Below are 16,426 nucleotides of genomic sequence, written 5' to 3' on the forward strand. Positions count from 1 at the left end.
CGCCACGGGAACACCGTCTGCCCCCTGCTTCAGAATGAACGCCTTCTGGGCGTCAGAAAACCTCGATGCCTTCATCGTCTTTCACTCCTCCCAGCCAGGGAGATTACGGCGAAAAACTCTAACTCAAAGCGATCCAGCTTTCCGGGATCAGATCACCAGCTATTTTTGGAGGAATGGCTCAGGCAAGCCATCTTTCAAGCGTGAACAGGGCAATGGGCCGGCGCTGGGCCTGGACGAGGCGCCGTTACGTCATTTCTCACCAAGGCTATTGATCAGATCCCAGAGCGCCTTCATTTCCCGTGATCGCGCGCCGTGCTTCCAGGCGTTCTGGTTGCCTTCAGGTGCGCCGCTTCCTCTGCCGCCGTGCATCCGGCACCGCGCCTTGCCCTTGATCGCGGGCGAGCGGTACGGCTGGCCCGAGCGGGTTCGGGCATGGCAGCGCGGGCCAGGTGCGCCTTGTGTATGGGGTTGTCCGCCTGATTGTCCTTTTGCTGCCCCCCTTGTTGTAGGCCGTGGTGGTGGAATTGATCGGCAATGATTGCCTGCCCGCCCTCATTCACGTGGATATGGCGGACGGTTTGCTCTCGCGGTTGGTGCAACTTTATCAGCGCCTCAAGGGTGGCCCGGCTTTGTGCCTGAGCCTTCAAGGCTAGGCGGCCGTAACTCTCCATCGCGGGTAGGCTAGCTCCCATGTCCACCGCCATGTGGCGAAGTATCTGCGCTGATCGTGCGCTCGACCTCGTACAGCTCGCCGATACGGCGCGGGTCACAACTGCCTCGAGAAATTTCGCATGATAAGTGACATGCGACTTGACGTGTCTGGCGCGACTGCGCATACCGGGGCGAAGAGGCGTTCGGGGGACGTGGAATGGGCATACGCGCGGAAAGAAAGAACGCATCCAGAGCACGCATTCTGGATATCGCTACGCGGGCTTTGCGGCGCGACGGCGTTGGCGGCGCTCCGATCGCGACTGTCATGGCGGGTGCCCAGCTCACCCGCGGTGCGTTCTACAGCCACTTTGCCCACAAGGACGATCTGCTTGTGGCCACGTTCCAGCACGCGATGATCGAAGGCCGGAAGCGCTGGCTCGCTCCCGCTCCGCGAGAGCCTTGGGCAACGCGGCTGCCCCGCCTGGCACGACGCTATCTCTCGCGCAGCCACCGCAACGATGCCGAAACGAGTTGCCCGCTGGCAGTGCTTGCCGGCGACATGCCTCGCGCCTCGCAGGCCCTGCGTCGCGCCTACGAGGCGGAACTGCGGCGAACGGTTGCAGATATAGTCGGTTCCGGGGACCTGGAAACAGCGGGCCAAGCCCCGGAAAGCACGCGGCATGACGAGGCGATCGCGCTCATCGCACTGTGCGCGGGCGGCCTTTCCCTCGCCCGTGCGGTGGAGGACGAAGCGTTTTCGGACCGGATCCTGCTGATCTGCCAACGGGCAGCCAAGGCGCTGGCGCAGGGTGACGCAGATCCTGCCGCAAGCCCGATGGCATGAGCGATCGGCTCCCATCAGGCAAAGGGATTGCCACGATGTATCCACGCACCCCTCTCGACCAGATGCCGGTCGAATCCCCGATCAAGCTTGCGCACATCGTGCTGCGCTCGATCAACGTTCCGGCGATGCGCGAATGGTATCTGACCGTTCTGAACGGGCGCGAGATCGTCAACGGCGGCGAAGGCAATGCCTGCGGCCTTACCTATGACGAAGAGCATCACCGCGTGCTGATCATCGGCATGCCGCCGCAGGACGTGGAGCGCCAGCAGGCCCTGGGCGACTTTTTCGAGCAGATCAACGAACGCCGCAAGGCCCCCGGGCTCGAGCATGTGGCGTTCACTTTCAATGGCGTCGGCGCGCTGCTCGGCAATTATCGCCGCCTCAAGAAGCAGGGCATCGAGCCGGTCTTCTGCGTCAACCATGGCGGCGTCCTGTCGATGTACTACCTTGATCCCGATGGCAACAATGTCGAACTGCAGACCGATACCATGCCGATGGATATGGCCACGGAGTTCATGTACTCGGACGAATTCCGCGCGAACACGATCGGCGTGCCTTATGATCCCGAGGTGCTTTGCGGGATGTACGACAGCGGCGTGCCGCTTCTCGAAATCGCCCGTTATGGCTGGTAGCGGGCCGCCGACGCGACGGTTCGAACCCATCGGTTAGCTAAGCGACACGTTCATCCGATCCGGGCCGATCTGCACGGCCTGTTCGTTATTGATGCGAGGAAACATGGTGCCATTCGATTGGGAAGACGCGCTCGGGCTGGACGGGCTTTTGACCGATGACGAGCGCATGATCCGCGATGCCGCGCGTGCCTTTGCGCAGGATCGGCTGGCACCGCGCGTGGTGGATGCTTTCGCCAGGGAGCATACCGACCCGGACATTTTTCGCGAAATGGGCGGGCAGGGGCTGCTCGGCCTTACGCTGCCCGAAGCCTATGGCTGCGCCAATGCCGGTTACGTGTCGTACGGCCTTGTCGCGCGCGAAGTGGAGCGGGTCGATTCCGGCTACCGCTCGATGATGAGCGTGCAATCCAGCCTCGTGATGTTTCCCATCCATGCCTATGGTTCGGAAGAGCAGCGCCAGACCTATCTGCCAAGGCTTGCCAGCGGCGAATGGATCGGTTGCTTCGGCCTGACCGAGCCCGATGCCGGTTCCGATCCCGGCGGCATACGCACGCGGGCGCGGAAAGTCGATGGCGGCTACGTGCTCGATGGTACCAAGACCTGGATTTCCAACGCACCGATTGCCGATGTCTTCGTGGTCTGGGCCAAAAGCGACGCGCACGGTGGCGCCATTCGCGGCTTCGTGCTCGAAAAGGGCATGAAGGGGCTGTCGGCGCCCAGGATCGAGAACAAGATCAGCCTGCGCGCCTCGATCACCGGGATGATCGTCATGGACGGCATGTTCGTGCCCGAAACGGCGCTGCTGCCCGGTGTCGAAGGGCTCAAAGGCCCATTCGGCTGCCTCAACCGCGCGCGCTACGGCATCTCGTGGGGGGCGCTGGGGGCGGCAGAGTTCTGTTATCACGCCGCGCGCCGCTACGGGCTCGACCGGCACCAGTTCGGCCGCCCGCTTGCCGCAACGCAGCTATTCCAGAAAAAGCTGGCCGACATGCTGACCGAGATCACGCTGGGCCTGCACGCCTCGCTTCAGGTCGGCCGCCTGATGGATGCCGGCACTTTCGCGCCCGAGATGATCTCGATGGTCAAGCGCAACAATGTCGGCAAGGCGCTCGATATCGCGCGCGCCGCCCGCGACATGCACGGCGGCAACGGCATTTCCGGCGAATACCAGGTGATCCGCCACATGGTGAATCTGGAAACGGTCAACACCTATGAAGGCACGCACGACGTGCATGCCCTTATTCTGGGCCGCGCGATCACCGGGATAGCGGCATTCTGAGGCACGATCCGCGCGGCAGCGAGTGAAAGGACAAGGCAGGTGATATTCAGGACGCCGGACGAACGGTTCGATGCCATAGACTTCCCGTTCGCGCCGGTCTGGCGGGAACTCGGGGGCCTCAGGCTGCATCATGTCGACGAAGGCCCGCGAACCGGGCCGATCGCGCTGCTCGTTCATGGGGAGCCGACCTGGAGCTACCTCTATCGCAAGATGATCCGCCAGCTTGCGGCGCGCGGCTACCGGTGCATCGCGCCCGACCATGCCGGCTTCGGCAAATCGGACAAGCCGTCCGACCCGCAGTGGTACGATCTTGCCGGCCATGTCGCCCGTCTGCGGCATCTCGTCGAATCGCTCGATCTGCGGGGCATTACGCTGTTCGTGCAGGATTGGGGCGGCCCGATCGGGCTGCGTCTGGTGACGGACATGCCCGAGCGGTTCGAACGCCTGGTGATCATGAGCACATGGCTGCACCACGAGGGCTTCGAATATGCGCCGGGCGCGCGATACTGGGCGGAACGCGCGATCGATCCTGCGCAGCTTGGCGGCGACATGGATTGCGGGCGGCTGGTGGCCGGAAGCCTGTATCGCCCGGAGGCGGATCGCAAAGGCGCCTATGTTGCTTATAACGCGCCGTTTCCCGCGCTGGAGTCCAAGGTCGGGGCGCAGCGCTTTCCCCAGATGCTTCCGCTCACGGGGTCACTCGATGGCGATCCCAGGGGGCAGGAGGAATGTTTCCGCCGCCTGCTTGCCATGAACATTCCCTCGCACTTCTTTTTCGGCACGGCAGATACGATCTTCCCCGCATCCTGGGGCCGGCAATGGGCCGCGGCGATGCAGAACGCGACATTCGATGCCGTGGAAGGGGCGGGGCATTTCCTGCAGGAGGAAGCGGGCGAGGATATCGTCGCGATGCTGATGGCACGCCTGAACGACTGAAAGCACGATAACGGCGGTCCGTTATGCGGGCCGTGGCCGGGGCCCCTTTTCGCCGGCTGGCGGATCGGCGTCCGGGTCGCGTCCGTGTCGCCGGTCCATGAAGCGCATCACCGGCGTGACGGTCAACCCATGCATGAGGATCGAGAGCAGCACCACCAGGCTTATCACCGCCCACAGCCGGTCGCTGCCGCCCACGTCCATGTGGTTCAGGCCATAGGCCAGATAGTAGAACGAACCGACACCGCGGATCCCGAAGAAGGCGAGAGTCAGCTTTTCGCTGAGATCGGCTTTGAACCCGAGCATTCCGATCATCCCGGCCGCCGGCCGGATCACCAGCAGGATCGCCACGGCGGCCAGCACTTCGGCCCAGCCGAGCGGCGCCAGAAGGCCGCTGACCAACGCGCCGCCGAACAACAACAGCCCGGTCATCATCGCGATGCGCTCCACCTGTTCGGTGAAATCATGCATCTCGCGCTGGAAATCGTGGCTGCGATGCGCATGCCGCATCGACAGCGCAGCGACGAAAACCCCCAGGAAGCCATAACATTGCGCAACTTCGCACAGGCCATAGACGAACAGCGTTGCCGCGATGGCGATGACACCATCGCCGGTTTGCGCCAGCTTGCTATCGGCGGGGATGTGAAACGTGACCCACCCGATCATCCGCCCGACGAGCCAGCCGATCAGGATCGCCGCCGCGATTTCCCACAGCACGCTATGCAGAACCCACCTGGTGGCCCATGGCGTACCGGTTGTCGCCGCCGCCGCAAGTGCCACGGCAAGGTTCACGAACGGAAAGGCCAGCCCGTCGTTAAGCCCGGCCTCCGACGTGAGGCCAAAGCGCACCTCGTCCTCCTCTCCCGTCTTGGGCGGGCCGACCTGCACGTCGGCGGCAAGTACCGGATCGGTGGGCGCCAGCGCGCCGCCCAGCAGGATCGCCAGCGGCAGCGGCAGCGCCAGCAGCCATAGCCCCAGAACGGTGATTGCCGCGATCGTCAGCAACATGGTGGGACCCAGCAGCCGCCATGTCACCGCCCAGCGCCGCCAGTTGAACACCCGGTCGAGCTTCAGCCCCGCACCCATGAGCGCGATGATCACCACGAATTCGGTAAAGCGCTCGACGAACCGGGGGTACTCGCCAGGCAGCGGCGCGAACGGCACCGGCACGAACCGGAAAAGCGCCGCGCCCATGGCAATGCAGACGATCGGCAGCGACAGGGGCAGTTTCCTGAGAGCGAGCGGCAGCCAGGCAACCAGGGCGATCAGCAGGGCGGCCCCGATCAGCACGAGCATGTAGGTATCCGGCGGCCAGACGCGCAGCTCGAACATTGGCGTCCAACTCCCGAAAGGTCGCGTGGCGCGCATGGCCAGCGGCAGGCCGTCATGGCGGTGCCCGCCCGCGAACGGTGATGATGCTTGAAGAGCGGTGCGCCCGATTCGTTCCGATAGAAGGTGCAAAAACCGCGGGTTGGCATTACCTGAATCCGGGAAGCGGCCTGGTCTGCGCGTCTTGCCTCGCGGCTGTCGCAGTGCCTGGCGCAACGAACATGCTTACCCTGGTGACAACCGTTCCGATCTATCGCTCGATGAGGGTTAACCCGAAGCCATGGATATCCAACTCGTCGAAAGCATCGCGCCGTTCGTGGCCATCGGGTTCATGGCGCAGCTTGTCGACGGTGCGCTGGGCATGGCGTTCGGCGTCATTACCAACACGCTGCTGGTCTTCGTGCTGGGCATTCCGCCCGCGCGGGCCTCGGCCAGCGTCCATATCGTCGAATGCTTCACCACGGCGGCCTCGGCGATCAGCCACATCGCGCACGGCAATGTCGATTGGCGCCTGTTCGGGCGGCTGGTGATCCCCGGCATGGCCGGCGGGATCTGCGGCGCGTACCTCTTGTCGAACATCGATGCCGCGCTCGTGCGCCCGTTCATCATGGTCTATCTCGCTGGCGTGGGCCTCTACCTGGTCTGGCGCGCATGGCAGGTCGGCCATCACCGCGTCCATCGGCGGCCTCGCCACATCGTGTTGCTCGGGCTGGCAGGCGGCTTCCTCGATGCGGCGGGCGGCGGGGGCTGGGGGCCGGTGGTCACTTCGAACCTGCTCGTTCAGGACAGTGAACCCCGCCGCACGATCGGCACCGTCAACGCCGCCGAATTCGTGCTGACGTCGACCATTTCCGCAACTTTCCTGTTCGCGCTCGGCGCGGAAGCGTTCACCCGGGTGGCGGTCGGCCTGATCGTCGGCGGCGCGCTGGCCGCGCCGGTCGGCGGGCTGCTGGTCAAGCGGGTGCCGGCAAGATGGTTGCTTGGCCTGGTCGGCACCGTGCTTGTGGCGACCAGCCTGTTCGCGCTGCTGCGCACGGTGCGGGGCTGACTTAGGCGGCCGCCAATCCTCTGATCTAGCCCGTGGGGCCAAGGCCGGCCCAGCGGGCGAGAAGACTCATCTGGGAAAAGGCCCCGCAGATGGCCGCGATGCCGACAAGGCCCCGTTCGCCGTAAAGCGCCAACACCGCGTCCAGCGTCGCAGCGGCCACCGGTGCGCCTGTCAGCCCCTGCTCGACCAGCTGGACTGCCGCCCGCCAGTCCGGCGGCAGCCGGTGCGAGGCAGACCCATCCGCTGCGGCCTCGATCTGCTCTGCCGGCATGCCGAATGCAGCGCCCAGCCTGGCGTGCTGCTGCTCGACATAGTCGCTCTGCAAGAGGCGGGCGACCCGTATGATCAACGCCTCGCGCAGTTGATCGGGAACGCCGGTCTGTTCCTCGTCGAACAGCATAAGCCCGACATGGACTGCCGCTTCGGCCAGGCCCGGCGCGTGGGCAAGAAAGGGAGACAGGCCGCCGGGGGGCAGCATGCGCAGCACGGCGGCCTGCTCGTCGCTTGCCCCGTCGAGCGTCACGGCCTTTACCGGACCGCTCAACGATAACGCTCCGGCCGGGTGTCGAAGGGCTTGAGATCGGCAAGGGCCGTGGCCAGTTGCAGTATCCGGTCTTCCTGGAAATGCGCCCCGCAGACCATGACGGGAAGCGGCATGCCGTTGATCTTCGACCGCTCCACCGGCATGACCAGCGCGGGCAGTCCCGTGACGTTGAACGGGATCGCATAGTCGAGCATGACCTGGCCGCCCACCTTGCGATCGCCCGAGGTCAGCGCATTGGCGGCGATTTCGCTGTCCAGCGGGGCAATGACCGGCGCGCCCGGCAGCAGGATGGCATCGAAACCCGCGATCGCTTCGCGGTAGGTGCGCCGGAACGCCCATTGTTCCTTGCGCGCTCGCGCCGTTTCCACCGCCAGCGCGCCGGCGTTTCCTTCAAGCAGCATGCGTGTCGCTTCGGAATAGAGCGCGCCGCGCTCGCTCAGGCTGGCCTCGTGCCAGGCCAGGGCGTCGCCCACCACCAGGCCGCGCCAGATGCCCATGGCATCGCTGGTGTCGGGCAGTTCGACAGGCGCGATGATGGCGCCCGCCGCGCGCAGGGCCGCCGCCGAAGCGCGCCATGCCGCCGCGATTTCGGGATCGAGCACATCGTCCATGTAGCTTTCCGGCACGCCGATCCGCATGCCGGAAACGCCCCGCTCCCGCGCGGCGATGTAATCCGGAACGCCTCTGTCGGCCGAGGTCATGTCGCTGGGCTCGAAGCCGGCGATCACCTGCAGGACCAGCGCGATGTCGCGCGGCGAACGCCCCATCGGGCCGACAGTGTCCATGAACGTGGACAGTTCGCCGATGCCCTGGGCCGCAACGCGCCCGTGCGTGGGCTTGAGGCCGACTATGCCCGTGAACGAACACGGCGTCCGGATCGATCCGGCCGTGTCTGTGCCGATGGCAAACGAGCACAGCCCGGCCGACGTCGCCGTGGCCGAACCGTTGGACGATCCGCCGGCGGTCCGGCTGAAATCCCACGGGTTCTTCGATGGCCCTTCGATCATGTTCGGACTGAACAAGGCGAATTCCGTGGTATTGACTTTGCCCAGAATGACCGCGCCGGCAGTCCGCAGACGCGCAACGACCGGCGCATCCTCGGCCGCCACGTTATCGGCGAACGCCTGCGAGCCGTACGTGGTCCGCAGGCCGCGCACGTCGATCAGGTCCTTGATCCCCACGCAAAGTCCCAGAACCGGCGATGTGTCTCCGGCCTTCAGTCGAATATCCGCGTCGTTTGCGGCCGCAATTGCGCCGTCACAATCGACCTGAACGAAAGCGACCAGCTCTGAATTGAGCAGTTCAATTCTTTCAAGATAGGCTTTTGTCAAATCAAGAGAAGTGAATTTTCCTTCGCTTAATGCCTGTCTTTGCTCGTAAGCCGGCAGGAACAGATCATCGAGACTTACCGACATGGTATTTTCCTTTGGCAGTATGCGGCAAATCTAGATTTCCACTCACGAATTGACAATGCGGCCGGCGTGCGAAATCTATATACCAAAGTGCCAGGATCATGAGGGAGCGATGACCGCGCGCGGCGTGCGCCTGTGGCGAAGACAGTGGGCGCAGCGGGCGTTTCCCGATGAAGCGGGGGCGATCGAATTCGTGCGTGCGATCCGCTGGCCCGACGGCGTTTCCTGCCCGCATTGCGGCTCCCGGAAAGTGAACGTGCAGGACGAGCGGGAGCAGATGCGCTGCCGCGCCTGTGCCAAACGCTTCAACGTTCGCGCGGGCACGGTTTTCGGCGGCAGCAAGCTTCCCTTGCGGCACTGGCTGATCGCCGTGCGGTTGATCGCGGCCCATCCGCGATGCATCGCCAGCACCCAGCTGGCCCGGGATCTTGGCATCACGCAGGATACCGCCTGGCACATGATGATGCGCCTCGCGCGGTTTCTCGGCAAAACGACGATCCGGTTTTCCGAAGCGGAGAAAGTCGCCCTGGTCGATCAGCTCGTGCAGCGACGGTTCGAAGCGCCAGCACCGTGACCGCCGCCACCGGACGATCCGCGGCCCTGACCGGCGCCGCGATCCGGGTGCGGTCAAGGGCGGTTGGCTTGCCGGCCGATCTGGTCTAGAGGGTGCGCCGGGGCAGGGCCTTGCGCCTTGTCTTCTGAAAGATCGCGTCGGTGCCCCGAAAGGGGCTTAATCGGGAATGCGGTGCGGGGGCTTCGTCCCCAAGTCCGCAGCTGTCCCTGCAACTGTAAGCGGCGAGCGCGATGCAACCGATCCCCTTTCGTGCCGGGGATCGCCACTGGGCCGGCAGCGGCCTGGGAAGGCTTGCATCAAGCCCTGACCCGCGAGCCAGGAGACCTGCCGGCGCATCGGTCGCTCTTGCCTTGATCCAGGGGATGGTCCGGGCACGGTAATGCTTCCGTCTGGGCGACGAGCACATGTGCGGCCGGGGCTGCACGGGTCGCTTTGTGGCGGGCTTCGTGCGCCGGCCTGCCACCGCGCGTCCGGCCGGATCGATACCGGCAGGCCCTTGCCCTGTTCCATCGCCCGGCGCGTGGAAGGCTCTTGCATGCTTACTCCCGTTGACGAAGGCCCCGCCATCGTGGCCTGCAATACCTGCCACCATGGCGACGAGCGGCGCGGTGGCGCCCGGCTGGCGGCGGCACTGCGCGCCGCGCAGCAGAAGGATGGCCGCTTTGCCGGCATTGCCATCCAGGAAATGGCGTGCCTGTTCGCCTGTGCCCAATCATGCACCGTGCATCTGCGCGCGCCGGGGAAACTGGGCTATGTGCTGGGCCGGTTCGCGCCCGATGAAGGGGCGGCCGCCGCCATTCTCGCTTATGCCGCGGCCTATGCGCAAAGCCCGCATGGCGAAGTGCCGTTCGCGCAGTGGCCGCCTGGGGTCAAAGGGCATTTCATCGCCCGTACTCCGCCGGCGGGGTTCGTTGCGGCATGAGCGCGTTTGCCACGCCTGCCGCCTTTGCCGGCGCGCTGTCCGCATTGTCCGCGCCCGATGAAGCCGCCATGGGCGCTGCCCGTGCCCGCCAGGCCGTGCTTACCAAGCCGCCGGGATCGCTCGGCCGCCTGGAAGACCTGGCCGTGTTCATGGCCGGCTGGCAGGGGCGCGAACAGCCGGTGATCGTTCGTGGGCGCACTGCCATCTTTGCCGGCAACCACGGTGTTGTCGTGCATGGTGTCAGCGCCTTTCCCGCCAGCGTCACGGCCGCCATGGTGGCGAATTTTGCCGCGGGCGGCGCCGCGATAAACGCCCTGGCCGGGGCGGCGGGGCTCGATCTGCGGGTAGTGCCGCTCGATCTGGATCGGCCGACGGCCGATTTCACCACCGGCCCCGCGATGAGCGAGGCCGAATGCCTCGCCGCGATCAACGCCGGGGCAGCGGCGGTCACCCCCGATCTCGATATTCTGACGCTGGGGGAAATGGGCATCGGCAATACCACGGCCGCCGCCGCGCTTTGCGCGCACAGCTTGGGCGGCACCGCGGCGGACTGGGCCGGGCCGGGCACCGGGCTCGATCGCGCGGGCGTTGCGCGCAAAGTCGCGGTGATCGAACGCGCGCTCGCGCTCCATGCCGATGCGCCGTCCACCCCGTTCGAGACGCTGCGCCGGCTGGGCGGGCGCGAGATTGCCGCCATGGCCGGTGCCGTGCTGCGCGCGCGCGCGCTGCGCGTGCCGGTCATGCTCGATGGTTTCATCACCTGTGCCGCGGTGGCGCCACTGGCGGCCCACGCGCCGGGCATCGTCTATCATTGCCTGGCCGGGCACTGTTCGGCCGAGCCTGGGCATGTGCGCCTGCTCGAACGGCTGCGCCTGGTCCCGCTGCTCGATCTGGGCATGCGCCTGGGCGAGGGCAGCGGCGCGGCGCTCGCGGTACATCTCGTGCGTTCGGCCCTGGTCACCCATGCGCAGATGGCCACCTTCGTGCAGGCCGGGGTGGCCTCCGGGCTGTGAGCGCGTTTGCGCTGCACCTGATGCGCCATGGTGCGCCTCCGGTTGCCGGGCTGTTGCTGGGCCATGCCGATATGGCCGCCACGCCGGGCGGGGTCGCGGCCTGCGTGGCGCGGGCCGCGGGGCTGGCGTTCGACCGCGTGATCACGTCCGACCTGCAGCGCTGCGCCGCTGCGGCGCAGGCCATCGCCACCGCGCGCGGGCTTGCCATGCTGCGCGACGCACGCTGGCGCGAGCTTGACTTCGGCGCCTGGGACGGGCGTGATCCGGCGCAGGTAGATGGCGCGGCCCTGGCCGCATTCTATCGCGATCCCGATCTCCATGCCCCGCCCGGGGGCGAGCGCTGGTCGGCGCTTCGGGCGCGGGTTGCCCTGGCTCTGGCGCAGACGCTGCCGGTCGATACCCTGGTGGTGACGCACGGTGGCCCGATGCGCGCGGCGCTGGCGGTGCTGTGCGGCTTTGGCTGGGAACAGCTTCCGGCGTTCGATCTGCCCTATGCGGCGGTGCTCACGCTGCGGGTATGGCCCGGCACGCCGCTTTCGGCCCGGATCACGGGATTGCGGGCATGAAGAGCTTGATCCTGGCCGTGCAGTTCCTGACCCGGCTGCCGACGCCGCGCGTCGATGCGGACGCGGCGATATTTGCGGCCTCGATGCGCTGGTTCCCCGCCGTGGGCCTGATCGTGGGCGCCATCGTCGCTGCCGCCGCCGTGATCGGCGCCTGGCTCGATCCGTGGGTCGGCGCGCTGGCCGGGCTCGCGGCCTGGGTGTGGGTGACGGGCGCGCTGCATCTCGATGGTCTTGCCGACATTGCCGATGCCGCCGGCGCCGCGCACCAGGACCGGGCGCGCCTTCTGGCAGTGCTGGCCGATCCGCACCTGGGCAGTTTTGGTGTCGTTGCCGTGGTGCTGCAACTGGTCGCGAAGCTTGTCCTGCTCCACGGCCTGGCCGAGCGCGGCGCGCTGGCCGGCCTGATTCTGGTGCCGTTTGCCGCGCGCCTGGGGCCGCTGGCGTGGACGCGCTGGATGGTGCCGCTTCATGCCGGCCTTGGCGCCCGCTTTGCCGGCAGCATCCATCGGGCGCACCTTATTGCCTGGGCAGCGGTGCTGCTGCTTGCCGCCGGCCTCTGTCCCGCGCTGGTGCTGACCGGTCCGGCGATCGCGCTGTGGGGCTGGTGGCTGGCCACGCACATCGGCGGGATTTCCGGCGATGGGCATGGCGCGGGCGTGGAATTGATCGAGACCGTTCTATTAATCGGCCTTGTGGCGCAGACGCAATGGTGAGCGGGGATCGCTTCACCTGGCACGGCGGGGGCCTCGATGCGGCCCGCGCACGTTATGGCGAAGGCCTTTGGCGCGATCTTTCCACCGGGATCAATCCCTGTCCCTGGCCCCATGCCGATAGCGTGCCGGTGGATTGGCAGTCCCTGCCGGCAGAGACCGCGCTTCGCGATCTCGAAGCCGCCGCCGCTGCGCACTTCGGCTGCGCGGTCGATCATGTCTGCGCGGTGCCGGGCACCGAAATCGGCCTGCGCCTGATTGGCGGGATGATCGGCGGTCCGGCTTATCATGCCGACCCGGGCTATCGCACGCACGGTGAAATGCTGGGCGCCAGCCTGCCCCTGCCCCTGCCCCTGTCCCTGCCCCTGTCCCTATGCTTGCCCCCGTCCGGCGATGCCCGGGGCGACGGCGCCAGCCTGATCCTTGCCAATCCAGGCAATCCCGACGGGCGCCTGCTGGATCGCGCCGTGCTGGCAGGCCTGCTGGACCGACGCGGCGCGCGGGGTTGGCTCCTGCTCGATGAAGCCTTTGCCGATTGCCACCCGCAAAGCAGCATGGCGGATCAGATCGACGATGCGCGGCGCCTGGTGATCTTCCGTTCGTTCGGCAAGTTCTTCGGCCTTGCCGGCGTGCGGCTGGGCTTCGTGCTGGGGCCGCGCCCCCTGCTGGCCGATCTGCGTGCGCGGCTCGGTGCCTGGCCGGTTTCCGCCGCGGCTCTGGCGATCGGCACGGCCGCCTACCGCGATCGCGCGTGGATCGGGCAGGCCCGCATCGACCTGGTAACGCGGGCTGCCACGCTCGATGCCGCCTTGCAGGGCAAGGGTTACCGCGTGGAAGGCGCCTGCCCGCTGTTCCGGCTGCTGACCGGGATCGACGGGCCGGCCCTGTTCGAACGCCTTGCCCGCCAGGCCATTCTGACCCGGCCGTTCGCGGCGCGGGCCGACTGGCTGCGGCTGGGGCTGCCAGGCGACTCAGCAGGATTTGCCCGGCTTGTCGCGGCTCTTCCCGATCGGGCGTGCGACCGTGGCTGAACCGGTTGCCGCAACCGCCCTGCTGCTGGACATCGCGCTGGGCTGGCCGGCTGCTTTCTATGCCCGCGTCGGCCATCCGGTGGGCGGCTTTGCCCGCGTCATCGATGCCTGCGCACGCGCATGGAACCGGCCGGGCCGGAGCGCGGCGCGGCGGCGCCTGATGGGCCTTGTCACGGTCCTGCTGCTCGTGGCCCTGGCGCTGGGCGGCGGCTGGGCGTTGCAGATCGTGGCGATCCGGGCGCTCGGGCCCCGGGCGTGGATCGGGGTGGCGGTGCTTGCCTGGCCCGGCCTCGCCCTGCGCAGTCTTGACGATCACGTGCGCCCGGTGGCCCACGCGCTGCTGGGCAATGACATTGCCGCCGCGCGGCGCGCGGTCGGCATGATCGTCGGGCGTGATACCGGCGGGCTTGACCGCGCCGGCATTGCCCGCGCGGGAATCGAAAGCCTGGCCGAAAGTTTCTGCGATGGCGTGGTGGCACCGTTGTTCTGGCTGGTGGTCGGCGGGCTGCCGGGCCTGTGGGCCTACAAGGCGGTCAATACCGCCGACAGCCTGATCGGCCATCGCGAGGAACCCTGGGGGCCGTTCGGCTGGGCCGCCGCGCGCACCGACGATGCGCTGAACCTGATCCCCGCGCGGATCGGCGCGGTTGTGCTGTGCCTGGCGGGCGGGGGCGGCTGGGCCGTGCTATGGCGCGATCATGCCCGCCATGCTTCCCCCAACGCGGGGTGGACCGAGGCTGCAATGGCCGGGGCGCTGCGCCTGCGGCTGGCCGGGCCGGTCGCCTATGACGGCGTGGTTCAGGCCAGGGCGTGGATCGGCAGGGGCCGCGCCGACGCCGACGGGGCCGACGTGGTGCGTGCCCTGCGCCTCTATCGGCGGGCCTGCGCGCTGCTGCTGCTGCTGCTGCTGCTCGCTCTGCTGACGGCATGGAAAGGGGCGTGATGCGTGCGTTGATGTTGCAAGGAACAGGGTCGGACGTGGGCAAATCGGTGCTGACCGCCGGCCTTTGCCGTGTCTTTGCCAACCGCGGCCTGCGCGTCAGGCCGTTCAAGCCGCAGAACATGTCGAACAATGCAGCGGTCACTGTCGATGGCGGCGAGATCGGTCGCGCCCAGGCGCTGCAGGCGCTGGCCTGCCGTGCCGAGCCGCATACCGACATGAACCCCGTCCTGCTCAAGCCCCAGGCCGATCATACCTCGCAACTCGTGGTCCAGGGCCGGGTGCGCGGCACGCTGGGCGGGGGCGATTTCCGTGCGGGCCGGGCCGCGCTTCTGCCCCAGGTACTGGAAAGCTGGCAGCGCCTGCGCACAGAGGCCGATCTGATCGTCGTGGAAGGGGCCGGTTCGCCGGCCGAGATCAACCTGCGTGCCGGCGACATTGCCAACATGGGCTTTGCCCGCGCCGCCGGCGTGCCGGTGGTCCTGGTGGGCGATATCGACCGCGGCGGGGTTATCGCGGCGGTGGCCGGCACCCGCGCGGTGCTCGATCCGGCCGACGCGGCGATGATCCGGGGCTTCATCATCAACAAGTTTCGCGGCGATCCGGCCTTGTTTGCCGATGGCTATGCCCAGATCGCGGCGCTGTCCGGCTGGCGCGGTTTTGGCATCGTCCCGTGGCTGCCGGCCAGCGCGCGCCTGCCCAGCGAAGATGCGGTGGTGCTGGAACGGCAGGCCCGGCCACGCCCCGGCGCGCTGCGCATCGCCTGCCCGATCCTGCCGCGCATTGCCAATTTCGACGATCTCGATCCGCTGAAGGGCGAAAGCGGCGTTGAACTGGCGATGGTGCCGCCGGGCAGGCCGATCCCCGCCGATTGCGCCTTGATCGTGCTCCCCGGATCGAAAGCGACGCTGGCCGATATGGCCGCGCTGCGGGCGCAGGGCTGGGATATCGACATTCTTGCCCATCATCGCCGCGGCGGGCATATCCTGGGCATCTGCGGCGGCTATCAGATGCTGGGCCGCACGATCGCCGATCCGCACGGCATCGAAGGGCCAGCGGGAGAACTGGCGGGGCTGGGGCTGCTCGACGTGGCAACGGTGCTGACGCCCGGCAAGGCGCTGCGCCGGGTGCGGGGTACGGCGCTGGGCGCCGCATTCGAAGGGTTCGAAATGCACATGGGCGAAACGCGCGGAACAGATTGTGCGCGGCCGTTTGCCATGCTCGATGGTGCGAGCGTGGACGAGAGGCGGGCGGACGGGGCGATGGCTGCCGACGGCCGGGTCATCGGCAGCTACGTGCACGGCGCGCTGGGCGGCCCGGCCCTGCGCGCCGCGCTGCTCGGCCGGCTTGGTGCGGGCTCGGACGGCGCGGATCATGGCGCTACCGTCGATGCCGCGCTTGACGAGATAGCCCGTGAACTGGAACGCCATCTCGATATCGATGGCCTGCTGGCCGTGGCGCGGGGAGCGCGGTGATGGTATCGGGCTCTCGCCTGCTGGTCATCGGCGGGGCGCGTTCGGGCAAAAGCCGCTACGCCCAGATGCGTGCCGAAGCGAGCGGCCTGGCGCCCGTCTACATCGCCACGGCCCAAGCGCTGGACGAGGAAATGCGCGATCGTATCGCCCGCCACCGCGCCGATCGCGACGCCGCCTGGGCCACGGTGGAAGCGCCGACAGACCTGCCGGGGGCGGTCGCGGTCCAGGCCGCACCCGGGCGCGTGCTGCTGGTCGATTGCCTGACCTTGTGGCTCAGCAATCTGCTGCTGGCCGACCATGACATTGCCGCCGCGCTCGACGCGCTGGAGCGGGCGGTGTCCGGTGCGGCAGGGCTGGTCATCCTCGTCAGCAACGAAGTAGGGCAGGGCATCGTGCCCGACAACGCACTGGCCCGCCGTTTCCGCGACGAAGCAGGGCGGGCCAATCAGCGCATGGCGGCGCTTTGCGGCGAAGTGCAACTGATCTGCGCGGGGCTGCCACTGCGATTGAAATAGCGCATTTT

At 67.4% G+C, this 16,426-nt stretch carries 18 protein-coding genes and 1 riboswitch; of the genes, 14 read left to right on the plus strand and 4 right to left on the minus strand.

Features of this window, described 5'->3' with window-relative positions:
* Positions 1-249: 249 nt before the first annotated feature.
* Positions 250-525, minus strand: a complete 276-nt coding sequence (locus tag AC3EDY_RS13390) for an HGGxSTG domain-containing protein (RefSeq protein WP_488573077.1) — start codon at positions 523-525, stop codon at positions 250-252.
* Between the two features lie 343 nt (positions 526-868).
* On the opposite strand from AC3EDY_RS13390, the gene AC3EDY_RS13395 reads away from it, so the two are divergent.
* From AC3EDY_RS13395 to AC3EDY_RS13410, 4 genes are all read left to right on the plus strand, one after another.
* The gene (locus tag AC3EDY_RS13395) at positions 869-1,495 is read left to right on the plus strand and encodes a TetR/AcrR family transcriptional regulator (protein WP_488573002.1); all 627 of its coding nucleotides are present in this window, start codon (positions 869-871) and stop codon (positions 1,493-1,495) included.
* Positions 1,496-1,557: 62 nt separating this feature from the next.
* Positions 1,558-2,127, plus strand: coding sequence for a VOC family protein (locus tag AC3EDY_RS13400; protein ID WP_488573003.1), 570 nt, complete (start codon positions 1,558-1,560; stop codon positions 2,125-2,127).
* A 103-nt stretch (positions 2,128-2,230) separates the two neighbouring features.
* Entirely contained in the window at positions 2,231-3,406 is a 1,176-nt protein-coding gene (locus AC3EDY_RS13405; RefSeq protein WP_488573004.1) for an acyl-CoA dehydrogenase, read from the plus strand.
* A 39-nt stretch (positions 3,407-3,445) separates the two neighbouring features.
* On the plus strand, positions 3,446-4,342 hold the full coding sequence (locus AC3EDY_RS13410; protein WP_488573005.1) for an alpha/beta fold hydrolase: 897 nt from the start codon (positions 3,446-3,448) through the stop codon (positions 4,340-4,342).
* A 21-nt stretch (positions 4,343-4,363) separates the two neighbouring features.
* Here the strand turns inward: AC3EDY_RS13410 and AC3EDY_RS13415 are convergent, their stop codons facing one another.
* Positions 4,364-5,671 carry a cation:proton antiporter gene (locus AC3EDY_RS13415; RefSeq protein ID WP_488573006.1) on the minus strand — a complete coding sequence of 436 codons (1,308 nt, stop codon included), beginning with the start codon at positions 5,669-5,671 and terminating at the stop codon, positions 4,364-4,366.
* Positions 5,672-5,948: 277 nt separating this feature from the next.
* On the opposite strand from AC3EDY_RS13415, the gene AC3EDY_RS13420 reads away from it, so the two are divergent.
* On the plus strand, positions 5,949-6,716 hold the full coding sequence (locus tag AC3EDY_RS13420; RefSeq protein ID WP_488573007.1) for a sulfite exporter TauE/SafE family protein: 768 nt from the start codon (positions 5,949-5,951) through the stop codon (positions 6,714-6,716).
* Positions 6,717-6,741: 25 nt separating this feature from the next.
* On the opposite strand, the gene AC3EDY_RS13425 is transcribed toward AC3EDY_RS13420, so the two are convergent.
* Positions 6,742-7,260, minus strand: a complete 519-nt coding sequence (locus AC3EDY_RS13425; RefSeq protein WP_488573008.1) for a carboxymuconolactone decarboxylase family protein — start codon at positions 7,258-7,260, stop codon at positions 6,742-6,744.
* Positions 7,257-8,675, minus strand: a complete 1,419-nt coding sequence (locus AC3EDY_RS13430; protein ID WP_488573009.1) for an amidase — start codon at positions 8,673-8,675, stop codon at positions 7,257-7,259. Before AC3EDY_RS13430 ends, AC3EDY_RS13425 begins: the two co-directional genes overlap by 4 nt.
* Positions 8,676-8,784: 109 nt before the next feature.
* Between AC3EDY_RS13430 and AC3EDY_RS13435 the strand changes: the two genes are divergently transcribed.
* From AC3EDY_RS13435 to cobU, 9 genes are all read left to right on the plus strand, one after another.
* Positions 8,785-9,246 (plus strand): transposase, encoded by a 462-nt coding sequence (locus AC3EDY_RS13435; protein WP_488573010.1) that lies wholly within the window; start codon positions 8,785-8,787, stop codon positions 9,244-9,246.
* A 121-nt stretch (positions 9,247-9,367) separates the two neighbouring features.
* Positions 9,368-9,592: riboswitch (cobalamin riboswitch) on the plus strand.
* A gap of 189 nt (positions 9,593-9,781) precedes the next feature.
* Entirely contained in the window at positions 9,782-10,168 is a 387-nt protein-coding gene (locus AC3EDY_RS13440) for a DUF1636 domain-containing protein (protein WP_488573011.1), read from the plus strand.
* Positions 10,165-11,181, plus strand: coding sequence for a nicotinate-nucleotide--dimethylbenzimidazole phosphoribosyltransferase (gene cobT / locus AC3EDY_RS13445; RefSeq protein WP_488573012.1), 1,017 nt, complete (start codon positions 10,165-10,167; stop codon positions 11,179-11,181). Before AC3EDY_RS13440 ends, cobT begins: the two co-directional genes overlap by 4 nt.
* Positions 11,178-11,747 carry a histidine phosphatase family protein gene (locus AC3EDY_RS13450; RefSeq protein WP_488573013.1) on the plus strand — a complete coding sequence of 190 codons (570 nt, stop codon included), beginning with the start codon at positions 11,178-11,180 and terminating at the stop codon, positions 11,745-11,747. Before cobT ends, AC3EDY_RS13450 begins: the two co-directional genes overlap by 4 nt.
* Positions 11,744-12,460 (plus strand): adenosylcobinamide-GDP ribazoletransferase, encoded by a 717-nt coding sequence (gene cobS / locus AC3EDY_RS13455; RefSeq protein WP_488573014.1) that lies wholly within the window; start codon positions 11,744-11,746, stop codon positions 12,458-12,460. Before AC3EDY_RS13450 ends, cobS begins: the two co-directional genes overlap by 4 nt.
* Complete coding sequence (locus tag AC3EDY_RS13460) at positions 12,454-13,488, plus strand: aminotransferase class I/II-fold pyridoxal phosphate-dependent enzyme (RefSeq protein WP_488573015.1); 1,035 nt, start codon at positions 12,454-12,456, stop codon at positions 13,486-13,488. The genes cobS and AC3EDY_RS13460 overlap by 7 nt, the downstream gene beginning before the upstream one ends.
* Positions 13,481-14,431, plus strand: a complete 951-nt coding sequence (gene cbiB / locus AC3EDY_RS13465) for an adenosylcobinamide-phosphate synthase CbiB (protein ID WP_488573016.1) — start codon at positions 13,481-13,483, stop codon at positions 14,429-14,431. The genes AC3EDY_RS13460 and cbiB overlap by 8 nt, the downstream gene beginning before the upstream one ends.
* Positions 14,431-15,903 (plus strand): cobyric acid synthase, encoded by a 1,473-nt coding sequence (locus AC3EDY_RS13470; protein ID WP_488573078.1) that lies wholly within the window; start codon positions 14,431-14,433, stop codon positions 15,901-15,903. The genes cbiB and AC3EDY_RS13470 overlap by 1 nt, the downstream gene beginning before the upstream one ends.
* Positions 15,903-16,418 (plus strand): bifunctional adenosylcobinamide kinase/adenosylcobinamide-phosphate guanylyltransferase, encoded by a 516-nt coding sequence (cobU, locus tag AC3EDY_RS13475; RefSeq protein ID WP_488573017.1) that lies wholly within the window; start codon positions 15,903-15,905, stop codon positions 16,416-16,418. The genes AC3EDY_RS13470 and cobU overlap by 1 nt, the downstream gene beginning before the upstream one ends.
* Positions 16,419-16,426: the final 8 nt, after the last annotated feature.

It is taken from the genome of Novosphingobium sp. DS6-6 (genome assembly GCF_057784975.1).